Origin of the sequence: Acrocarpospora pleiomorpha, assembly GCF_009687885.1 — a bacterium.
GTDB lineage: Bacteria > Actinomycetota > Actinomycetes > Streptosporangiales > Streptosporangiaceae > Acrocarpospora > Acrocarpospora pleiomorpha.
Map to the genome: position 1 here is coordinate 85,183 of NZ_BLAF01000029.1, position 20,031 is coordinate 105,213.

Below are 20,031 nucleotides of genomic sequence, written 5' to 3' on the forward strand. Positions count from 1 at the left end.
CGCCGAGCCTATCGAGGTCCGCCAGCGCACGGTAATCAGATGACAGTCTGTCACCAAGCCAGCCGAACATCTGTCAGACTGCCCGCCGCGACGCGGGTAGAGCACCCCTATGAGGGTCGCAGTCCCACGCGAGGTCAAGAACAACGAGTTCCGGGTCGCGCTCACCCCCGCCGGAGCGCACGAGCTGGTCCGCCACGGGCACCAGGTGTTCGTGGAGCGGGACGCGGGCGCGGGCTCGGCCATCGGCGACGCCGACTTCGCCGCCGCCGGGGCCGCCCTGCTCGACAGCGCCGACGACGTGTGGGCCGCGGGCGACCTGATCCTCAAGGTGAAGGAGCCGGTGCAGGCGGAGTACCACCGGATGCGCAAGGGCCAGGTGCTGTTCACCTACCTGCATCTGGCCGCGTCGGAGGCGTGCACGCGGGCGATGCTGGAGTCGGGGGTGACCGGCATCGCGTACGAGACGGTGCAGACCGCGTCCGGCGCGCTGCCGCTGCTGGCCCCGATGTCGGAGGTGGCCGGACGGCTGGCCCCGCAGGTCGGCGCCTACCACCTGATGCGGCAGGGGGGCGGCCGCGGGGTGCTGATGGGCGGCGTGCCGGGTGTGTACGCGGCGAAGGTGGTGGTGATCGGGGCCGGGGTGTCGGGTATGAACGCGGCGGCGATCGCGCTCGGCATGCAGGCCGAGGTGCTGCTGCTGGACCGGGACATCGACCGGCTCAGGCAGGCCGAGGCGATCTATCGCGGGCACTGCAAGACGGTCGCGTCCAACGCGTACGAAGTGGAGCGGGCGGTGCTGGACGCGGACCTGGTGATCGGCGCGGTGCTGGTGGCCGGGGCCAGAGCCCCGAAGCTGGTGGACAACGACCTGGTGAGCCGGATGAAGCGGGGCTCGGTACTAGTGGACATCTCCATCGACCAGGGCGGCTGCTTCGCCGACTCCCGGCCCACCACCCACGACGACCCGGTCTACCGGGTGCACGACTCGGTCTTCTACTGCGTGGCCAACATGCCGGGCGCCGTCCCACACACCTCCACGTACGCGCTGACCAACGTGACCGTGCCGTACGCGCTGGCGATCGCGGACCTGGGCTGGCGGGCCGCGCTGGCCGCGGACGAGGCGCTGGCGCGCGGCCTCAACACGCACCAGGGGCACCTCACCAACCAGGCCGTGGCGCAAGCGCACGGGCTGGCGTGGGTGCCCCTGGCGAAGCTGCCGGCGTGACCGGTCAGGAGGACGGGCTCGGCGAGGCCATCGGCAGGTCCGTGGCCGCCGTGGCCGACGGCTGGGCGGACGGAGCCGTCTCCGGGATCACGGCCTCGGCCGCGGTCTGGTCGGCGCCGCCGGTGCACGCGGCGCCCCGCTCCGGCGTGTCAGGGCCCTGCTTGAACTTCCTGATGAAGGCGGCGATGTCCGGCGAGTCCGCCGAGTCCACGGCCAGGTTGTGGTTCCAGGACGCGAGGGCGATCTTCGACGGCAGCCCCGGGTACGGGCTGAGCAGCATGTAGTCCGAGGAGGCGTGGGTGCGCAGCTTGGCGACGTCCGCCTCGGGCAGGTCCGGCTGGTAGGTGATCCAGACCGCGCCGTGCTCCATCGAGTGCACGGCCGTCTCGTTGTTGATCGGCTGGTCGTAGATGCCGCAGTTCTGCCAGGTGGGGTTGTGCTCGCCGCCCACCGGCGGGACCTCCGCGTACTTCACCTTAATCCCGGTGTGCTGCGACCCCTTGTAGGTGAAGTTCTTCACCTTGGGCAACATCGCCGCCTCGGCCGAGGCGGCCTGCTTCTCGACCTCGGACTTGTTCATCTCCTCGCGGATGATGACGAAGGCCACCGCGCCTACCAGGATTGCGATGACGAGGCCGCCGATCCCCCACATCAGGAACGCGGTCCTGCGTTCCTTGCGCTTCTGCTCGGCGCGCATGCGGGCCAGGTGTTCTCGCCGTGCCTGCGCCTTTTCCTTGGTCATCGACCCTCCATCACGCAATCACATATGGGTATGGAGAATAGTGGGTATAGACAGGCGTTTGGTTCAGTGATCCCCTTGCCCCGGTAACCTGAGAGTGATGAACAGCCCCCGATTCCGCCCCCTTCCGATCCTCGGGGCCCTCGCCGTTCTGATCGCGGCCGCCCTGATCATCGTGACCGTCGCCAGGTCCGGCACGCCCGGCGACATCTCGGCCGAGGCGGGATTCTCCCGTGACATGGCCGTTCACCACGCGCAGGCGGTGGACATGTCGTTCGTGGCCAGGGACGCCAGCACGGATCCGGATCTGCGTACCTTCGCGTACGACATCATCAATACCCAGAGCACCCAGCGTGGAATTTTCATCGGCTGGCTGGACCAGTGGGGTCTCACCCAGACTTCCACCCAGCCGGTGATGACCTGGATGTCGGGTCACGGGCACGCGGGCACCCCCGGGGTCATGCCCGGCATGGCCACCCCCGAGGAGATGACGAAGCTGCGGGCGGCCACGGGCGTCGCGGGTGAGATCCTCTTCCTGCAGCTGATGATCCGCCACCACGAGGGCGGCGTGGACATGTCCAAGGGCGTGCTCCAGCTGACCAGCCGGAGCGAGGTGCGGACGATGGCGCAGCACATCGTAGACGGCCAGACGGCCGAGATCAGCGTGATGAAGGAGATGCTCGCCAAGCGTGGCGGGCAGCCGTTGCCATCGATACTCAAGTGAACCCGTGTCACCCTGCGCGGGAAGCTTCCGGTCAGGGCACCATGTAATCGACCGGAGGGAAGAGAATTTGAATCAGGAGCCGGAGAGCCGCCTTGAGGTGAGCATCTCGGCCGAGGTCGAAGCGGGGCAATACGCCAATTTCGCTTCGGTCTGGCACACCCGGGATGGGTTCGTTCTGGATTTCGCGGTGATCACGAGGCCGCCGGGCCTGGCCGACGATCCGTCGTCGGGCGAGCAGTATCTGAGCGTGCCCACCCGGATCGTCAGCCGGATCAGGATCCCGCCGGCGCAGGTGTTCGAGCTGATGAAGGCCCTGGAACAGCAGCTCAGCGCGTACGAGAGCGAGACCGGTCAGAAGGTGTGATCAGCTCGCCCTGGCGGGCGAACTCCACGTCGGGCCACTCCTTGGCCAGCGCGTCCAGCTGGTCGTCGGTGCGGGTGGGCGCGTGGTGGGTGAGCAGCAGGCGGCGGGCGCCGCAGCGTTCGGCGAAGGCGAGCGCGTCGGTGATCGTGGCGTGGCCGTACGCGTCGGCGAGGGCCTGCTCCTCGGGGCGGAACTGGCCGTCATGGATGAGCAGGTCGGCTCCCGCCGCCAGCTCCTCGGCGGCCCTCGAGCCGAGCTGGGGGGCGTGGTCGGGCAGGTAGACCACCGACGTGCCGCCTAGTTCGACCCGGGTGCCGACGGTGACGCCGCCCTTGTGGGTGATCTCGGCCTGCCGCACGGTCATCCCGGCCAGCTCCCGGATCGGCGCCGACGAGGTGAACGACCAGTCGCCCTGCAGGCCGCCCGGTTCGATCGGGAAGTGCGGCGGGGACATCGCCCGGGTCAGGGTGGCGAGCGGGTCGGCGCCGGGGATGATCAGTTCGACCTGGGCGTCCTGATGGTCGACCGCCCGGCTGAACGGCAGGCCCTGGACGTGGTCCCAATGCAGGTGGCTGAGGAGGATCGGGCCGCGAAAGGGCCCGGCCAGCTGCCTGAGGCCGGTCCCCGCGTCCAGCACCAGCGCCGGAACGTCCCCGGCGGGCAGCACCGCCACGCAGCTGGTGTGCCCGCCGTAGCGGACGAACTCGGGCCCGGGGGCGGGGGTGGAGCCGCGCACGCCGAGCAGCAGGAGCCTCACGCGCGATCCTCCCGGCGGTGCCCGGCGGCGAGATGTTCGAGCGCGGCCCTGTCGATGGTGTCGGCGGTGGCCTCGGCCACCCGGATCGGGGTGACCGCGGTCAGGGTGGCCGTCCGGTGCCCGGTCTCCAGCACGGCCCGCTCCCCCAGCACCACGCCGGGGCCCAGCTCGCCGAGCGTGCGGCCGTCCACGTCCACCGTCACCACGCCGTCCAGCAGCAGGAACAGCGAGTCGCCCCGGTCGCCCTGGCGGACCAGGGTCTGGCCGCCGGCCAGCTCGCGGACCAGCGGCTTGCGCCCGCCGCGCATGATCAGCCGGGACAGCTCCCGCTCCAGCGCGGTCTCGGCGGCGGTGACCACCACCGGGGAGTCCTCCGCGCCCCACGGGGTCGCCGTCTGCGCCGCCCAGGCCTTGAAGTCGGTGATCCCGGCCTTGAGGGTGAGCGCGCCGTCCGGACCGTACACCCAGTGCCGGGGGAACGGGCTGGCCCCGCTCAACCCGATCTCGCCGCGGCCGTCGGCGTGCAGGGTGACCGTGAGCGTGGTCCACACCAGCGGGGACTGCCAGCGGGCGAACGGCGCGGTGGCGGCGGCGCGCGGGAACGGGAGCGCGGTCCGGCCGCCGGCCGACTGGGTGACCTTGATCCAGCCGTCCCCGAGTTCGGCCTCGCCGCGCAGGTCGGGCAGGCCGATCGCGGCGAAGGTGGCCCCGAGCGGGCCGACCCGGACGGTGGTGGAGCCCATCAGGCCGCCGCCGTCCACGCCGTGGGCGACCGCCTGGCCGTCCTCGAAGTCGGCCCAGACGCGCAGCCGGTTGGCGAAGCGGAACCTGTCGGCCTGGCGCAGGCTCTCCAGGTCGTCGATCCGGGCGGGGGGCGGGTCGTCGTAGTGGGAGATCCCGGCGGCGAACATGGTCCGGGTGTAACCCTTCACCGCCTCGGACGGAATCCAGGACAGGGACGTCGCCTCTGACTGCACACGCATGCCGGCCTCCTTAAGGTCCGCTTCGACGCTAGAAACCGCGCGCGACCCCGGCCAGGGCGGTAGCCACCGGCCAACAGGGGGTTAACCCTCTTGGCCCGGTTCACCAGATTGGAGGACATTCAAGAGGTGGATCGCATCACGGTGCTACTCGCCGACGACAACCTGATCGTCCGTGAGGGCGTGCGCGCGCTGTTGAGCCGGGACCTCGCCCTGGAGGTGGTCGGCGTGGCCGCCGACTACGACGAGCTGGTCGCCCGGGCCCAGGAGTTGCGGCCCCAGGTGCTGGTCACCGATATCCGGATGCCGCCGACGTACCAGGACGAGGGCATCGACGCCGCCCGGGAGGTGCGCGGGCGGCTGCCCGGCACGGGCGTGGTGGTGCTCAGCCAGTACGACGACCCCGACTACGCGGTCAAGCTGCTCGCCGAGGGCGCCGACGGATACGCCTACCTCCTCAAGGACCGGGTCGCCGACGCCCGGCTGCTGGGCCGGGCCATCCGCGAGGTGGCGGCGGGCGGTTCCATGATCGACCCGCAGATCGTGCAGGACCTGCTGTCCCCCGCGCGCTCCTCCGAGCTCACCCCGGGCGAGGAGAAGCTGCTCAGGCAGGTCGCCGAGGGCCGCTCGGTGAAGGCCATCGCGGCCGCCGCGCAGGCCAGCCCCGAGTCGGTCAACGCGCTGGTCGAGCAGCTGTTCCTGAAGCTGGCCAGGGGCGCGTCCGCCGGTCGCAGGGGCGCGCTGAAACGGCTGCGCATGCTGCACACGGCGATCCTGCGCCGGGACGAGCAGGGCGAGCGGCTGTCCCGGCTGCTGCCGCACGGCGTCGCCGACAAGCTGCTGGCCGACCGGATGGACCGGACCGAGCGGCTGGACGTGACCGTGCTCATGTCCGACGTGCGCGGCTACTCGGCGATCGCCGAGCACACCGACCCGGCCGTGCTCGCCGGGCAGCTCAACGCGCACCGGCGGGCCATGAACGCGGCCATCCTGAGCGAGGGCGGCACGGTCATGCAGTATGTCGGCGACGCCGTGATGGCCGTGTTCGGCGCGCCCGACCCGCGCCCCGGCCACGCCGGCTCGGCCGTGCTGGCCGCCCGCGCCATGCACCGCCGGCAGCGCGCGCTCAACCAGGACTGGTCCGGCGACGGGCACACCCCGTTCCGGCTGGGCATCGGGCTGTGCACCGGGGAGGTGGCCGCGGCCCTGCTCGGCAGCGAGGAACGCGTGGAGTACACGCTCGTCGGCGATACCGTGAACCTCGCCCAGCGCATGCAGGATCTGGCCCGTCCCGCCGGCACCGTGGCGGCGGAGGGCACCGTGACCGCCGCGGACATCCCCTGGCCGTGGACCCCGCTCGGACCGCGCGCCGTCAAGGGCCGATCCACCCCCGTCGTGGCTTTTCACCTCCCGGAGGATTTCTGATGGCAACCGAACTGTCCGTCGACGCCCCCACGCCCGACGGCACGCAAGAGGCTCCGGCCGTCCGGATCCGCGGGGCCAGGCGGACCTTCGAGGCCGAACTGGCGCCGGTCCGGGCGCTGCGCGGCGTCGACTTCGACGTGAGCCGCGGCGAGTTCGTCGCGGTGATGGGCCCGTCGGGGTGCGGCAAGTCCACCCTGCTGAACGTGATCGCCGGTCTGGACGGCGTCGACGACGGCACCATCGAGGTCGCGGGCGAGCGGGTGGACGGCAAGGACGAGGACTGGCTGGCCCGGTTCCGTCGCCACCACATCGGTTTCGTGTTCCAGTTCTTCAACCTGCTGGACGGGGTGTCCGCGCTGGACAACCTGGTGCTGCCGGGCGTGCTCGGCGGGATGAAGCGGCGCGCCGCCGAGGCCAGGGCCAGGGACCTGCTCGACCTGCTCGGCCTGGGCGACCGGGTCCAGCAGGTGCCGGCCGTGCTGTCCGGCGGGCAGCGGCAGCGGCTGGCCATCGCGCGGGCGCTGGTCAACCAGCCGAGCCTGCTGCTGGCCGACGAGCCCACCGGCGCCCTGGACTCCGAGGGCGGCCTGGAGGTGCTCGAGCTGTTCCGGCGGCTGCACGAGGACGGGCAGACGATCATCATGGTCACCCACTCCCCCGAGGTGGCGGCCGGCGCGTCCCGCGCGATCCGGATGCGGGACGGCCGGGTGGAGGGATGACCCTGCAGTGGGTGTGGCTCCGCCTGGAGTTACGCCGCCGGTGGCGGTCGCTGGCCGTGCTGGCGCTGCTGATCGCCTTCGTCACCGGGACCGTGCTCGCGGCGGTGGCGGGGGCCCGCCGCGGCGCGAGCTCCTACGACCGGCTGCTGGCCGGCACGCTCCCCGCCGACGTGGTGGTGCTGCCCAACCAGCCGGACTTCGACTGGGATCGCATCCGGGCGCTGCCCGAGGTGGCGGCCGTGTCGACCTTCGTCGTGGCGAGCTTCGGCGTGGTGACGGACAAGCAGAACATCTTCGGCAACTTCCCGCCCGGTGACGACGACGTGCTCAGGACGGTCGAGCGGCCCGTGCTGCTCGCCGGCCGGGTGTTCGATCCGGCCCGCCTGGACGAGGTCGTCGTCTCCTCCGAGTATCCGGCGTTGACCGGTCAGAGTGTCGGGGACCGGGTGACCCTGCAGCTGCCCACCGCCGAGCAGATCGCGTCGGGCGTCAATCCGATGGCCCAGCCGATCGGGCCGAAGATCGAGGCGCGGATCGTCGGGGTGGTCAGGTCGCCCTGGTTCACCAATCCGCTGGGCGGGGCCTTCGTCGTCCCCTCCCCCGCCGTTTTCACGAAATATCAGGAAAACTTCCTCGGGAAGCCCCATATCGGCTACGTCAACGCGCTGGTCCGGCTGAACGGCAGCGCGCACGCTATCCCCGCCTTCAAGGCGAGCCTGGCCCGGGCCACCGGCATCCCCAACATCGACGTGTGGCGGCGCTCCGACGAGACCGACCACTTCAACCAGGTCCTCGGCTTCGAGGCCGCCGCGCTACTCGCCTTCGCCCTCGCCGCGCTGGCCGCCGCGACCGTGCTGGTCGGCCAGTCCGTCGCCCGGTACGCCACCGCCACCGTGGCCGAACTCGGCCCCCTGCGCTCGCTGGGGCTGAGCCGGCGGCGGGCGGCGGCCATCGCCGCCGTGGCCCCGATGCTGGCCGCGACCGCCGGATCGGTCGTCGGCGTCGCCTGCGCGGCCGTCGCGTCGGCCTGGATGCCGATCGGCAGCGCCGCGAACTTCGAGCCCGCGCCCGGATTCGATCTGGATCCGCTGATCCTGCTGCCCGGCGGGCTGGCCGCGATCGTCCTGGTCACGGCAGCCGCCGCGGCGACCGCCTGGCTCGCCCTGCACCGCGACCCCCGCCTCGCGCCGTCCCGGTCGATGGTCGCGGTGGCCGCCGCGCGGCTCGGGCTGCCGGTGCCGATCCTCGTCGGCACCAGGTTCGCGCTGGAGCGCGGGCGCGGCGCGACGGCCGTGCCGGTCCGGCCCGCCCTGCTCGGCGCGATCACCGGCGTACTCGGCGTGCTGGCCGCCTTCACCTTCTCCAGCGGCGTCGCCGACGCCGCCGTCAACCCCGCCAGGTACGGCCAGACCTACCAGGCCTTCGCCTACTTGGGCATGAACAGCCAGAGCAGCTCCGGGACCGGCAAGGTCCTGTCGGACGCCATCGCCGACCCGGACGTGGCCGCGCTCACCGAGGCGAAGATCGGCGTCGCCCAGGCGGGCGAGGACATCTCCGTCACCATGTACGGCTACCGCTCCCCGGCCACCCCGATCACCCAGGTCATCGTGGACGGCCGAGCCCCCCGCACCCCCGACGAGACCCTGCTCGGCGTCACCACCGCCCGGCGGCTCGACGCCCACGTCGGCTCCACCGTCGACCTCAACGGCCCGCTGGGGCGGCAGCGGTACCGGGTGACCGGGGTCGGATTCGTCCCGTCCGGCTCGCACAACGACTACGACGACGGCGGCGTGGTCACCCACGACGGATACGAACGACTGTTCGACTCCTACAAGTACCACATCGCCTTGATCGCCTTCCGCCCCGGCGCCGATCCGGACGCCGCCATCCAGCGGCTCACGGCCTACGCCGCCGCCGCCATCCCCGGCGGCGCGGGGATCCTCATCGAGCCCCCGGAGGTGCCGACCAAGTTGGTCGAGATCCAGAACGTCCAGCCGCTCCCCATGGTGCTGGGCGGATTCCTGGCCCTGCTCGCGGTCGCCGCGGTCGGACACGCGCTGGCCACGGCCGTACGGCGCAGGAAGCACGAGGTCGCGGTGCTGCGCGCGCTCGGCATGACCCGCCCGCAGGCCCGGCTCATCGTGATCGCCCAGGCCACCCTGCTGGCCCTGGTCGGCCTGCTGTTCGGGGTGCCGCTGGGGTTCGCGCTCGGCCGGGTGCTCTGGCGGGTGGTGGCCGACTCGACCCCGCTGTTCTACTCCCCGCCGCTGGCCCTGCTGGCGCTGCTGCTGGTCGGCCCGGCCGCGCTGCTGGTCGCCAACCTGCTGGCCACCTGGCCGGGGCACCTGTACACGCGGCTGCGTCCCGCCCACGTCCTGCGGGCGGAGTAGTCGTGTCCGGGATGTGGCTCAGGCTGGAGATACGGCGGCGGTGGCGGTCGCTGGTGGTGCTGGCGTTGCTGATCGCGTTCGCGGCCGGGACGGTGCTGGCGGCGGTGGCGGGGGCGCGGCGCGGGGCGACGGCGATCGACCGGCTGGTGGCGGTGACGTTGCCGTTCGACGCGGTCGTGGTGCCTAGCATTCCGGGGTTCGACTGGGAGCGGGTCCGGGCGTTGCCGTCGGTGGCGGCGCTGATGACCTTCCCGCTCACGCCCGGCTACACGGTCCTGGATCCGCCGGGAGTCTTCCCGGACATGCCGATACCCGGGGATGCGAGCACGTGGCAGACGATCGAGAAGCCGGTCGTGCTGGAGGGAAGGCTGCCGTCCTCCGGCCGGGTGGACGAAGTGGTGATTCTCCCGAAATTTACGGAAACGTATGGCAAGCGGGTCGGGGATACGGTCACCGTCCGGCTGACCACGCCCGAGGCGGTCGACGCGATTCTGAGCAAGGGCCCGAGCGGTGACCTGTCCTACACCGGGCCGACGCTGACCGCGCGGATCGTGGGGGTGATCCGCTCCCCGTGGTTCTCCGACACGATCGAGTCCAAGGGCGAGGTCATCTTCCCACCCGCCTTTTTCGCGAAATATCGGGACAACGTGATGGGGACCAAGGGGCTGGGGGTGGTCCAGGCCCTGGTCCGGCTGAAGGGCGGCCCCGCGGCGCTGCCCACGTTCAAGCGCGAGCTGGCGCAGGCCACCGGCCGCTCCAGCATCGACGTCTGGCCCGGCGAGGAGCTGAAGACCACCGAGCAGCAGTTCCTGGTCTTCCAGTCGCTGTCGCTGCTCGCCTTCGGCCTGGCCGTGCTGGCGGCCGCGCTGGTCCTGATCGGCCAGTCGGTCACCCGGTACACCGCCGCCACGGCGGCCGACCTGCACCAGCTGCGCGCGGTCGGGATGACCCCCCGGCAGGGCGTCGGCAACGCCTCCCTCGGCCCGGTGCTGGCGGCGACCGCCGGCGCGGTGCTGGGCGTCGGCCTGGCGTACGGGGCCTCGAACTGGATGCCGGCCGGGGCGGCGGCCCTGCTCGAACCGGACCCGGGCCTGGACTTCGACGCGCTGATCTTGATCCCCGGCGCGCTGGCCGTCCCGGCGGCGGTCGCCCTCGCCGCGGCGCTGTCGGCGTCGGCTGCCCTCGGCCGCCTCGGCTCCCGCCCGTTCCGCCGCTCCGCCGTGGCCACCCTGGCCGCGCGGGCCAACCTGCCGGTGCCCGCCGTGGTCGGCACCCGCTTCGCGCTGGAACCCGGCCAGGGCTGCGGCGCCGTCCCGGTGCGGCCCGCCCTGCTCGGCACGGTCACCGGGGTGCTCGGCGTGCTGGCCGCCTTCACCTTCTCCAGCGGCGTCACCGACGCGGGCGAGCGCCCGGAACGTTTCGGCCAGACCTTCCAGGCCGGCATCTACCTCGCCCAGAACGGCAAGGTCCCCGCCGACGACGCGGTGCGCCAGGCTCTCGCCCAGCACCCGGACGTGACCGGGGTCACCGGCGACGCGACCGCGGTGGCCCAGTCCGGCAAGACCGCCGTCGCCCTGCACACCTTCGACCAGGGCCCGAAGGCGCTGCCCGTCGTCGTCAGCGAGGGCCGGCTCCCCCGCGACGACCAGGAGGTCATGCTCGCCGTCAACACGGCCAAGGCGCTCGGCGCGGACGTCGGCGACGAGATCCCGCTGACCGGCGACCCGGGCCGGGGCACGTTCCGGGTGAGCGGCATCGGCCTGGTCCCGAAGGGCGCGCACAACGAGTACTTCGACGGCGGCCTGGTGACCCCGGCGGGGTTCGACGCGCTCTTCGACACCTTCAAGTTCTACTCGGTGCTGGTCGCCGTGCGCCCGGGCGTGGATCCGCAGACGCTGATGGACACGGTCAATAAGGTCCCGGGCGTCGAGTTCGCCATGTACGAGCCGCCGATTCCGCTGGTGCAGCTGGCCCAGATCAGGGACATGGAGATCCTGCCCGTCCTGCTGGCCGCCTTCCTGGCGCTGCTGGCGGTCGGCGCGGTCGGGCACGTGCTGGCGACCGCCGTACGCCGCCGCAGCCATGAGGTGGCCGTGATGCGCGCGCTCGGCCTGACCCGCCGCCAGGCCCGCTGGATCGTGGTCACCCAGGCGTCGGTGCTGGCCGTGATCGGCCTGCTGTTCGGCGTGCCGCTGGGGATGGCGCTGGGCCGCACGCTGTGGCGTCTGGTGGCCGACACCTGGCCGTTCGCGTACGTGCCGCCGGTGGCGTTCTGGGCGCTGATCCTGATCGGCCCCGCCGTCCTGTTCATCGCCAACCTGCTGGCCGCCTGGCCGGGGCATCTCGCGGCCAGGCTCAGGGTCGGCCACGTCCTGCGAGCGGAGTGATCCAGATGACCCGTGCTCTCGCGCTCTGGCTGGGCAGCGCGGCGGCGCTGACCGCGCTGGGCGTCGGCCTCTGGGACGGCACCAACCTGGCCAGCGCAATCGTGGCGGCCGGGTGGGCGGTCACCGCCGCGGGCTGCCAGCTGGTCGGGCGACCGGCCGTGGCCCGGTGGGCGGTCCTGGTGGCCGTCCTGCAGTCGGCCGCCGCCATCTGGACCACCGCCGTGCCCGTGGCCATGGCGGGCTGGCTCGCGTTCGCCCTGGCCCTCCCCGACGGGGAGCTGCGCAGCCTCCCGCGCCGCGCCATCGCCGCCGTCGCCGCCGTGCTCGGCGTCGGCCTGGCCGCCCTGAGCGGCCCGCCCAGCCTGTACGGCCTGGCCGCCGTGCTGGCCGCGGGGACCGGAGCCACCGGCATCATCCTGCGCTGCGGCCAGGCCTCGCCCCGCCAGCGGGCGGCCCTGCAGTGGACGGGCGCGGGCCTGCTGCTCGCCGGTTCCGCGGGGGCCACCCTGATCGGCCTCTACCTGCTGCTCGGCATCCCGGCCAACCCGCTCACCTGGCTGGTCGTGGCCCTGGTCGTGGTCCCGGTGGGCGCCCTGCTCGGGCACGTGCCCGCCACCGCCCACGTCGGCGACAAGGCCCTGCTCGAAGCGGTCGTCGCGGCCGGTTTCACCGTCATGATCGCCAGCGTGTACCTGGTGGTGGTGCTCGGCCTGGGCCGCCTCCCCGAAGACACCGAACGCGACCTGCTGGTCTCCAGCATGGCCGCGGCCCTGGTCGTGGCCGTGCTCGCCTTCCCGCTCCGGGTCCGGCTGCTGGCCACCGCCCGCGCCATCACCGGGCGGGCCGGGGTGCCGCCGGAGGAGGTGCTGGCCACGTTCGGCGCCCGGATGAGCCGCGCCGTCCCGTTCGACGAGCTGCTGCTCCAGCTGGCCGAGTCGCTCAAGGCGGCCATGGCGCCCGCCGGGGCGGAGATCTGGGTGGGCTCCGACGGCGTGCTGCACCGCACGCTCAGCGTGCCCGACCTGCCCACCGCCCGTCTTGAGCTCAACGAGCGGGAGCGGATCGTGGTGGGCAGGACGCGGGTCGGGGGCGCGTCCTGGCTGGCCGTCTGGATGCCGGGGCTGCTCAGCGACGACGGCGGCCCGATCCGGGTGGCGCCCGCCGCGCATCTGGGCGAGCTGCTCGGCCTGATCGTGGTCCGCCGCCCGGTGGACGCGCCTCCGTTCTCCGAGGCCGACGACCAGGTGCTGGTCCAGCTCGGCCGCCAGGTCGGCCTGGCTCTGCACAACATGCGCCTGGACTCGGCCCTGCAGGCCTCGCTGGACGAGCTGCGCCGCCGCAACGAGGAGCTCCAGGCCTCCCGCCTGCGCATCGTCACCGCCGCCGACGCCGCCCGCCGCGCCATCGAGCGCGACCTGCACGACGGCGCCCAGCAGCATCTGGTGGCGCTGTCGGTGAAGCTCAGCCTGGCCGGGGAGATCATCGCCGAGGAGCCGGGCGCCACCGAGAACCTGTTCGACGAGCTGCGCGCCGACGTGCAGGGCACGATCGCGGCCCTGCGCGAGCTGGCCCACGGCGTCTACCCGCCGCTGCTGCGCAACCACGGCCTGGACCACGCCCTGCGCTCGGCCGCCCGCCGCTCCCCGCTGCCCTGCTCGGTGAGCGTGGACCTGCCCCGCCGCTACTCCGAGGAGATCGAGGCGGCCGTCTACTTCTGCTGCCTGGAGGCCATCCAGAACGCGGGCAAGCACGCCGGCGCGGACGCCGCCATCACCGTGGACCTGGCAGCCACCGGCGCGCTGCTCCGCTTCGAGGTCGGCGACGACGGCACCGGCTTCGCCGTCGGCGACGCCGGGCACGGGTTCGTCAACATGCGGGACCGGCTGGGCGCGATCGGCGGCACCCTCACGGTGGAGTCCGAGCTCGGGGCGGGCACCCGGATCCGCGGCGAGATTCCCGTCGAAACGAACGTTTGACCTGGTGTGCCGCGTGAATGGAAGACATCATGAGTGAGTACGACGCGATCGTCGTGGGTTCCGGGCCGAACGGCCTGGTGGCGGCGCTGACCATGGCCGAGGCGGGCCGCCGGGTGCTGCTGCTGGAGGGGGCGGAACGTTTCGGCGGCGGCCTGCGCAGCGCGGAGCTGACGCTGCCGGGCTTCACGCACGACGTGTGCGCGACCGTGCTGGCGCTGTCGCTCGCCTCGCGCGCGCTGCGGGACCGGCTGCCCGATCTGGGGGTGGAGTTCGCCCATCCGGAGGTCCCGGCCGCGCACCCGCTCGACGACGGGCCCGCCGTGCTGATCCACCGCGACCCGGCCGCGACGGCCGCCGGTCTCGGCCGGGACGGCCGCGCCTGGCAGGCCGCCGTCGGCGCGACCGCCCGGGCGGGCTTCCCGCTGGTGGACACGCTGCTGTCGCCGCTCGGCCTGCCCAGGGCGCCGCTGGCCGCCGCCCGTTACGGCGCGCTCGGCGCGCTCCCCGCGACCGTCCTGGCCCGGTCCCTGTTCCGTACGGCTCCCGCCCGCGCCGCGTTCGCCGGGATGGCGGCGCACTCGATGCTCGACCTGCGCGCCCCCATCACCGGCGGCTACGGGATGATGCTGGCCTCGCTGGCCCATTCGGTCGGCTGGCCGGTGGCCAGGGGCGGCTCCCAGGTGCTGGCCGACCTGCTGGTCGAACGGCTCCGCAAGCTGGGCGCGGAGACCGTCTCAGGGCACCCGGTCACCTCACTCCGCGATCTTCCCCCGGCCGGAACGGTGCTGCTCGACCTGCCGCCCCGCCAGTTCCTCCAGATCGCCGACCTCCCGGCCGGGTACGCGCGCCGACTCGGCCGCTTCCGCCACGGCCCCGGCGTCTTCAAGATCGACTGGGCGCTGGACGGTCCGGTCCCGTGGCGCGATCCCGAGATCTCCCGCGCCGGCACCGTCCACCTCGGCGGCACCCTGGAGGAGATCACCGCCGGCGAGACCGCCGTGGCGCAGGGCCGACCGGCCGTCAGCCCGTACGTTCTGGTCGTCCAGGCGGGCGTCGCCGACCCGACCCGGGCGCCTGAGGGGAAGCAGACCCTCTGGGCGTACTGCCATGTGCCCAATGGCTCGGACTATGACATGGCACCGCATATCGAAGCGCAGATAGAGCGTTTCGCCCCGGGATTCCGCGATCGGGTGCTCGCCCGGCACGTCATGCCGCCCGCCGCGATGCAGTCCCACAATCCCAACTACATCGGCGGCGACATCGGTGGCGGGGCCGCCGACCTCGGGCAGTTCTTCGGACGTCCCCTGTACAGCCTCAAGCCTTGGCGTACCCCGCTCAAGGGCGTCTACCTCTGCTCGGCCAGCACCCCGCCAGGCGCGGGCGTGCACGGCATGAGCGGCCACCACGCGGCCCGCCTGGCCCTGGCGGACCTCAGATCGGGACGAGTTCGCGGAGCCGGGCGGGCGTGAGGTTCTCCTTGCGGATGTAGCCGGTGGCCCCGCAGGTGTGCGCGTCGGGGGGAAGGTCCTCCGCCGCGTACGTGGAGACCAGCACGACGGCGGTGTCCGGATGGCTGGCGAGGATGCGGCGGGTGGCCTCGATGCCGTTGATGCCGGGCAGGTTGATGTCCATCAGGATCACGGTGGGGCGGGTGCGGGCGACCTCGGCGAGGGCGTCCTCGCCTGAGACGGCTTCGGCGATCACCCGCCACCCGGCGACCAGGGCGACGAGCCGGCGGGCGGCTGCTCGAAACGGTCCCTGGTCGTCGACTATCAGTACGTTCACTCGCACTTCGACGGGCCCCATGTCTCCCAGCCTGCCCCATCGGGCCCGCCCTGGTGAGGGTGTTATCCCCCCTGTTCGGCGAGGTAGAGCAGCACGGCGAGCACCCGGCGGTTGACCTCGGGGGTGGATTCGAGGCCGAGTTTGGCGAACAGCACGCTGATGTGCTTCTCCACCGACTTCTCGCTCAGGTAGAGGGTCTCCCCCACGGCGGCGTTGCTCTTCCCCTGGGCGATCTGGGCGAGCACGTCGCGTTCCCTGGGGGTCAGCGTGGCCAGCGGCGAGGCCCGGCGTTTCATCGAGTCGGCGAGGATGCCCTCGACCACGATCGGATCGATGACCGAGCCGCCGCGCGCGACGGCGCGCACCGCCTCGACCAGCTGGCCGGGCTCGCCGACCCGTTCCTTGAGCAGGTAGGCGCGGCCCGCGCTGCCCCCCGCCAGCAACATCGTGGCGTAGGAGGGCTCGGCGTACTGCGAGAGCACCACGACGCCGGTGGACGGACGGCTGGCGCGCAGCTTGGTGGCGGCCTGGATGCCCTCGTCGGAGGAGGTCGGGGGCATGCGCACGTCGGTGACGACCACGTCGGGCTGGTGGGTCTCGACGGCCGCGAGCAACTCGGGCAGGTCGGCGCAGGCGGCCACCACCTGGAGCTCCGGATCGCGGGACAGCACGCGCTCGACGCCTTCCCGGATCAGCAGCGAGTCTTCCGCGATCACTACCCGCAACGTCACGCGCCGCAGCTTACACCTGGTGGCCTTACGCCAGTTCGGCGGCGATGGCCGCGGCGAAGGCGTCCACGTCGGCCTCGGTGAGGTCGAAGGCGCACATCCAGCGGACCTCGCCGATGTCGGCGTTCCAGGTGTAGAAGCGGAAGCGCTCGCGCAGCCGGTCGGCCGCGGCGGCGGGCAGCCGGGCGAAGACCGCGTTGGCCTGCACCGGCCGGGTGATCTCGACGCCGCCGATGCCCTCGACGGCCGCCGCCAGCCGCCTGGCCATCGCGTTGGCCTGGCGGGCGTTGCGCAGCCACAGGTCGCCCGCCAGCAGCGCCTCGAACTGCACGGAGACGAAGCGCATCTTGGAGGCCAGCTGCATGCTCGTCTTGCGCAGGTACGGCAGCCCGCGCGCGGCCGCCGGATTGAGCACGACCACGGCCTCGCCAAGCAGCAGGCCGATCTTGGTGCCGCCGAAGGAGAGCACGTCCACGCCCGCGTCCGTGGTGAGCGCCCGCAGCGGCACGTCGAGGGCGGCGGCCGCGTTGGTGATCCTCGCCCCGTCCATGTGCACGAGCAGACCCAGCTCGTGCGCGTGCGCGCAGACGGCCTTGATCTCGTCGACCGTGTAGAGGGTGCCGAGCTCGGTGGCGTTGGACAGCGAGACGACCCGGGGCTGGGCCCGGTGCACGTCGCCGAAGCCCCACGCCTGCCGGTCGATCAGGGCGGGCGTGAGCTTGCCGTCGGGGGTGGCCACGGGCAGCATCTTGAGCCCGGCGACCACCTCGGGGGCTCCCCCCTCGTCGGTGTTGATGTGAGCGCTCTCGGCGCAGATGACCGCCTCCCAGGGCGCGCACATGGCGCGCAGCGAGACCACGTTCGCGGCCGTGCCGTTGAACACCGGCCAGGTCCTGGCCTCCTCGCCGAAGTGCGCCTGGAAGATCTCCTGGAGCGCCTCGGTGTAGACGTCGTCGCCGTAGGCGACCTGGTGGCCGCCATTCGCGAGCGCGATGGCGGCCAGGATCTCCGGATGCACGCCGGCGTAGTTGTCGCTGGCGAAGCTCGTCACGGCCGGGTCGTGACGCCGGATCGCATGGGTGGGCACGCGCGTCATCCCGTCAGGTCGATGCGGCGGCCGTTGACCTCGCCGGCCGGCGTGTCCCACAGGTCGCTGAGGGCGATGGCGAGGTCGGCCACGTCGGTGAAGCCCTTGAACTCCCGGCCAGGGGCGGCGACGGCGCGCATCGCGTCGTGCACGAGCGCCGTCACGACGAGGATCACCGCGGCCGAATCGGTGCCCTTGAGCGCGTCGGCGAAGGCCAGCGTCCACGCCTCGGCGGCGGCCTTGGCGGCGGCGTAGGCGGCGTTGCCCTGGGTGGGACGCTCGGCGGCCTTGGCGGAGACGATCGCGAACCGGCCGTCGGCGGAGGCCCGCAGCAGCGGTTCGAAGGCCAGCGTGACGTGCTGGAGCGTGCGGATCAGCAGATCGTGCAGGAACGCCCAGTCCTCGAGCGAGGTCTCGGCGAAGCTCGGCGACCCGCGCCAGCCGCCGACCAGGTGGATGATCCCGTCCACCCGCCCGTGCTCGGCCTTGACCCGCTCAGCCAGCTCCTGTACGGCCCGCTGATCCAGCAGGTCCACCGGCAGCGACCCGTCGGCGCCGGACTTGTCCACGCCGATGACGGTGTCACCGAGCCCGGTGAACCGGCGGACGACGGCCTGCCCGGCCGGACCGCCCGCCCCGGCGATGAGAATGACCCGCGACATCAGCGCACACCCTTCGTGGATTCGACGACATCGGTGAGCTTACGGCGCAGCGCCTCGTAGAACATGCTCAGCGGGAACTCGTCAGGCAGGACCGCGTCCACCATGGCCTTCTGCTCCTCCGGCAGGTCCCGGGCCGCCCACTTGGACGCCGGGTGCGGCGACACGTAGGCGGCGACCAGGTCGTGCGCGGCCAGCCAGTGCGCCAGCTTGGCGCGGTCGATCCCGTCCCGGTACAGCTTCTCGACCTGGCCGCGCAGGTCGGCGACACCCCCGGCGACCCTGGGCCAGTCGATGCTGAGCCGGTTGTCGGTCCACCGCACGATCCCGTTGCGATGCAGGTACGCGAAGAGCAGCTGCCCGCCGAGCCCGTCGTAGTTACGCACCCGATCCCCCGTGATCGGGAACCGGAACAGCCGATCGAACAGCATCGCGTACTGGACATACCGCGCCTGCGGCACACCTTCGTCCTCCAGCCACACGGCCTCGCCGAACGCGGTGAGGTCGCAGCGCAGCTCCTCCAGCGAGTAGAGCCAGTACGGCATCCGCTGCTTGATCATGAAGGGGTCGAACGGCAGGTCCCCGTGCGAGTGCGTCCGGTCGTGGATCAGGTCCCACAGCACGAACGCGTCCTGGGCCAGCTCCCGGGAGGCGACCAGCCGGGCCGCGTCCGCGGGCAGGGCCAGTTTCAGCGTCTCCGCGGCCGCCGAGGTGACGGCCCGGAACCTGGCCGCCTCGCGGTCGCAGAAGATGCCGCCCCAGGAGAACCGGGCGGGGGTCTCGCGCACGGCGACCGTCTCGGGGAACAGCACGGCCGAATTGGTGTCGTAGCCGGAGGTGAAGTCCACGAACGTGATCGGCACGAACATCGGGTTGTCGTAGCGCCCGGCCTCGACCTTGGCCAGCCAGTCCGGCCAGACCGTCCTGATCCAGACGGCTTCCAGGTTGCGGCTGGGGTTGCCGTTCTGGGTGTACATCGGGAAGACGACCAGGTGTTCCAGGCCGTCCTCCCGCTGCTCGTCGGGGTGGAAGGCGTTCAGCGAGTCCAGGAAGTCGGGCACTTCAAGCCCGTTGTCCGCCCATTTGGCGAGATCGGCCACCACGGCGTCCAGGTAGGCGGCGTCGTGGGGGAAACGCGGCGCAAGCCGTACGACATGGTCGGAGATTTCCGATACGAGGGCGGCGGCGCGGGTCTTGTCCTCGGGGACCGAGCCGTCCTTGGCCTGGAGGGGACGCAGTTGCTCCACGGCTGCTTTCAGCTCGGCGAACTCGGCGGGCACCGCGGCGGCCGGACGTGCGGCGGAGGGGACCCGCGCCGCCCAGGTCACCAGGTTGGCCCAGAGCCGGGCGTGGTCGAACTCGCCGATGGAGTCGTCGCCGAACAGGTCGGAGTCGGCCACCACGACGACCCGGCCCGCGCCATGGCGCACGGCCACGACCAGCGGCTCCCCCGCCGGATCGGCGTCGGCGGAGGTCCGGAACAGCACGTTCCCCGCCCCGGTCAGCGCCCCGGCGCGATAGAAACACGCCCGAGCGGCCCCCGCGAGCAGATCCACCCCGTCCACCTCGCCCGCGCCCTGCACACCCCGGATCCAGGCGGCCACCTGGTTGTGGCTGTTACGCGGGTCCTGGACGGTCACGTGGGCGACCCCGACGCCGAACCTGGCCAGCAGGTCGGTGAGATTGCTGCCGTACTTCTCCTGCTCGTGCTCGGCCAGCACCACCAGACCGCCCCCGGCCCGCACATACTCCTCGACGGCGTCGAGCTCCTCCACAGGGAAGACAGGGCTGCCGAGCCCGGTGGTGCGCTCCCAGCGGTCCGCGGCCGGATGGGCGATCACGAACACGTCCTGCCCGGCCAGCGCCGAGGCGGTCAGCGGCCCCTCGGTAAACGCGGCCACCTGGTATCCCAGCCTGCGCAGGAGCTCGGCCGCCCGGGTGTACCCATTGTCATCGGGATGCCCCGGATTCATGGCCTCCGCCCGTTCCCTGCGGATCGTCCACGCCTCGCTGTGCGCCTCATCGAACAACACCCGCGGGAAGGCAGTCATGAAATATCTCCTGTCCGATACGCCATATAGCGGAA

17 protein-coding genes are annotated in these 20,031 nt (G+C 72.4%); 9 read left to right on the forward strand and 8 right to left on the reverse strand.

The features are described from left to right. Positions 1–109: 109 nt before the first annotated feature. Complete coding sequence (ald, locus tag Aple_RS25405; RefSeq protein WP_155347206.1) at positions 110–1,225, forward strand: alanine dehydrogenase; 1,116 nt, start codon at positions 110–112, stop codon at positions 1,223–1,225. Between the two features lie 4 nt (positions 1,226–1,229). Here the strand turns inward: ald and Aple_RS25410 are convergent, their stop codons facing one another. Next, entirely contained in the window at positions 1,230–1,967 is a 738-nt protein-coding gene (locus Aple_RS25410; protein WP_155347207.1) for a thioredoxin-like domain-containing protein, read from the reverse strand. A 97-nt stretch (positions 1,968–2,064) separates the two neighbouring features. On the opposite strand from Aple_RS25410, the gene Aple_RS25415 reads away from it, so the two are divergent. After that, entirely contained in the window at positions 2,065–2,688 is a 624-nt protein-coding gene (locus Aple_RS25415; protein ID WP_155347208.1) for a DUF305 domain-containing protein, read from the forward strand. A gap of 67 nt (positions 2,689–2,755) precedes the next feature. Continuing rightward, complete coding sequence (locus Aple_RS25420) at positions 2,756–3,052, forward strand: DUF3467 domain-containing protein (protein ID WP_155347209.1); 297 nt, start codon at positions 2,756–2,758, stop codon at positions 3,050–3,052. On the opposite strand, the gene Aple_RS25425 is transcribed toward Aple_RS25420, so the two are convergent. Together Aple_RS25425 and Aple_RS55625 are read right to left on the reverse strand one after the other, a co-directional pair. Continuing rightward, complete coding sequence (locus Aple_RS25425) at positions 3,015–3,809, reverse strand: MBL fold metallo-hydrolase (RefSeq protein WP_155347210.1); 795 nt, start codon at positions 3,807–3,809, stop codon at positions 3,015–3,017. The two genes, Aple_RS25420 and Aple_RS25425, sit on opposite strands and share 38 nt — an antisense overlap. Continuing rightward, positions 3,806–4,792: a cyclic nucleotide-binding domain-containing protein gene (locus Aple_RS55625; protein WP_155347211.1), complete on the reverse strand. Its 987-nt coding sequence runs from the start codon at positions 4,790–4,792 to the stop codon at positions 3,806–3,808. Before Aple_RS55625 ends, Aple_RS25425 begins: the two co-directional genes overlap by 4 nt. Positions 4,793–4,918: 126 nt before the next feature. Here Aple_RS55625 and Aple_RS25435 point away from each other — a divergent pair, with 126 nt between their 5' ends. From Aple_RS25435 to Aple_RS25460, 6 genes are read left to right on the forward strand one after another with little or no spacing between them, the layout of a single operon-like run. Further along, the gene (locus Aple_RS25435) at positions 4,919–6,214 is read left to right on the forward strand and encodes an adenylate/guanylate cyclase domain-containing protein (RefSeq protein ID WP_218038502.1); all 1,296 of its coding nucleotides are present in this window, start codon (positions 4,919–4,921) and stop codon (positions 6,212–6,214) included. Next, positions 6,214–6,933 (forward strand): ABC transporter ATP-binding protein, encoded by a 720-nt coding sequence (locus Aple_RS25440; protein ID WP_155347212.1) that lies wholly within the window; start codon positions 6,214–6,216, stop codon positions 6,931–6,933. Before Aple_RS25435 ends, Aple_RS25440 begins: the two co-directional genes overlap by 1 nt. Further along, positions 6,930–9,323, forward strand: a complete 2,394-nt coding sequence (locus Aple_RS25445; RefSeq protein WP_155347213.1) for an ABC transporter permease — start codon at positions 6,930–6,932, stop codon at positions 9,321–9,323. Before Aple_RS25440 ends, Aple_RS25445 begins: the two co-directional genes overlap by 4 nt. Positions 9,324–9,334: 11 nt before the next feature. Further along, entirely contained in the window at positions 9,335–11,710 is a 2,376-nt protein-coding gene (locus Aple_RS25450; protein ID WP_246264771.1) for an ABC transporter permease, read from the forward strand. A 5-nt stretch (positions 11,711–11,715) separates the two neighbouring features. Continuing rightward, complete coding sequence (locus Aple_RS25455) at positions 11,716–13,686, forward strand: GAF domain-containing sensor histidine kinase (RefSeq protein WP_155347215.1); 1,971 nt, start codon at positions 11,716–11,718, stop codon at positions 13,684–13,686. A gap of 29 nt (positions 13,687–13,715) precedes the next feature. Continuing rightward, positions 13,716–15,155: a phytoene desaturase family protein gene (locus tag Aple_RS25460; RefSeq protein ID WP_155347216.1), complete on the forward strand. Its 1,440-nt coding sequence runs from the start codon at positions 13,716–13,718 to the stop codon at positions 15,153–15,155. On the opposite strand, the gene Aple_RS25465 is transcribed toward Aple_RS25460, so the two are convergent. From Aple_RS25465 to Aple_RS25485, 5 genes are read right to left on the reverse strand one after another with little or no spacing between them, the layout of a single operon-like run. Further along, positions 15,118–15,492 (reverse strand): response regulator transcription factor, encoded by a 375-nt coding sequence (locus Aple_RS25465; RefSeq protein ID WP_155347217.1) that lies wholly within the window; start codon positions 15,490–15,492, stop codon positions 15,118–15,120. The two genes, Aple_RS25460 and Aple_RS25465, sit on opposite strands and share 38 nt — an antisense overlap. 41 nt (positions 15,493–15,533) lie before the next feature. Beyond that, on the reverse strand, positions 15,534–16,202 hold the full coding sequence (locus Aple_RS25470) for a response regulator transcription factor (RefSeq protein ID WP_155347218.1): 669 nt from the start codon (positions 16,200–16,202) through the stop codon (positions 15,534–15,536). Between the two features lie 25 nt (positions 16,203–16,227). Further along, on the reverse strand, positions 16,228–17,295 hold the full coding sequence (locus Aple_RS25475; protein ID WP_155347219.1) for a threonine aldolase family protein: 1,068 nt from the start codon (positions 17,293–17,295) through the stop codon (positions 16,228–16,230). Next, complete coding sequence (locus Aple_RS25480; protein WP_155347220.1) at positions 17,292–17,948, reverse strand: SDR family NAD(P)-dependent oxidoreductase; 657 nt, start codon at positions 17,946–17,948, stop codon at positions 17,292–17,294. Before Aple_RS25480 ends, Aple_RS25475 begins: the two co-directional genes overlap by 4 nt. After that, positions 17,948–19,996: a DUF6421 family protein gene (locus Aple_RS25485; protein ID WP_155347221.1), complete on the reverse strand. Its 2,049-nt coding sequence runs from the start codon at positions 19,994–19,996 to the stop codon at positions 17,948–17,950. Before Aple_RS25485 ends, Aple_RS25480 begins: the two co-directional genes overlap by 1 nt. Between the last annotated feature and the right edge of the window lie 35 nt (positions 19,997–20,031).

Coding starts and splice junctions, on each gene's coding strand:
- ald (WP_155347206.1), top strand. CDS start 110: ATGAGGGTCGCAGTCCCACGCGAGGTCAAGAACAACGAGTTCCGGGTC.
- Aple_RS25410 (WP_155347207.1), bottom strand. CDS start 1,967: ATGACCAAGGAAAAGGCGCAGGCACGGCGAGAACACCTGGCCCGCATG.
- Aple_RS25415 (WP_155347208.1), top strand. CDS start 2,065: ATGAACAGCCCCCGATTCCGCCCCCTTCCGATCCTCGGGGCCCTCGCC.
- Aple_RS55625 (WP_155347211.1), bottom strand. CDS start 4,792: ATGCGTGTGCAGTCAGAGGCGACGTCCCTGTCCTGGATTCCGTCCGAG.
- Aple_RS25440 (WP_155347212.1), top strand. CDS start 6,214: ATGGCAACCGAACTGTCCGTCGACGCCCCCACGCCCGACGGCACGCAA.
- Aple_RS25445 (WP_155347213.1), top strand. CDS start 6,930: ATGACCCTGCAGTGGGTGTGGCTCCGCCTGGAGTTACGCCGCCGGTGG.
- Aple_RS25450 (WP_246264771.1), top strand. CDS start 9,335: ATGTGGCTCAGGCTGGAGATACGGCGGCGGTGGCGGTCGCTGGTGGTG.
- Aple_RS25455 (WP_155347215.1), top strand. CDS start 11,716: ATGACCCGTGCTCTCGCGCTCTGGCTGGGCAGCGCGGCGGCGCTGACC.
- Aple_RS25460 (WP_155347216.1), top strand. CDS start 13,716: ATGAGTGAGTACGACGCGATCGTCGTGGGTTCCGGGCCGAACGGCCTG.
- Aple_RS25465 (WP_155347217.1), bottom strand. CDS start 15,492: ATGGGGCCCGTCGAAGTGCGAGTGAACGTACTGATAGTCGACGACCAG.
- Aple_RS25475 (WP_155347219.1), bottom strand. CDS start 17,295: ATGACGCGCGTGCCCACCCATGCGATCCGGCGTCACGACCCGGCCGTG.
- Aple_RS25480 (WP_155347220.1), bottom strand. CDS start 17,948: ATGTCGCGGGTCATTCTCATCGCCGGGGCGGGCGGTCCGGCCGGGCAG.
- Aple_RS25485 (WP_155347221.1), bottom strand. CDS start 19,996: ATGACTGCCTTCCCGCGGGTGTTGTTCGATGAGGCGCACAGCGAGGCG.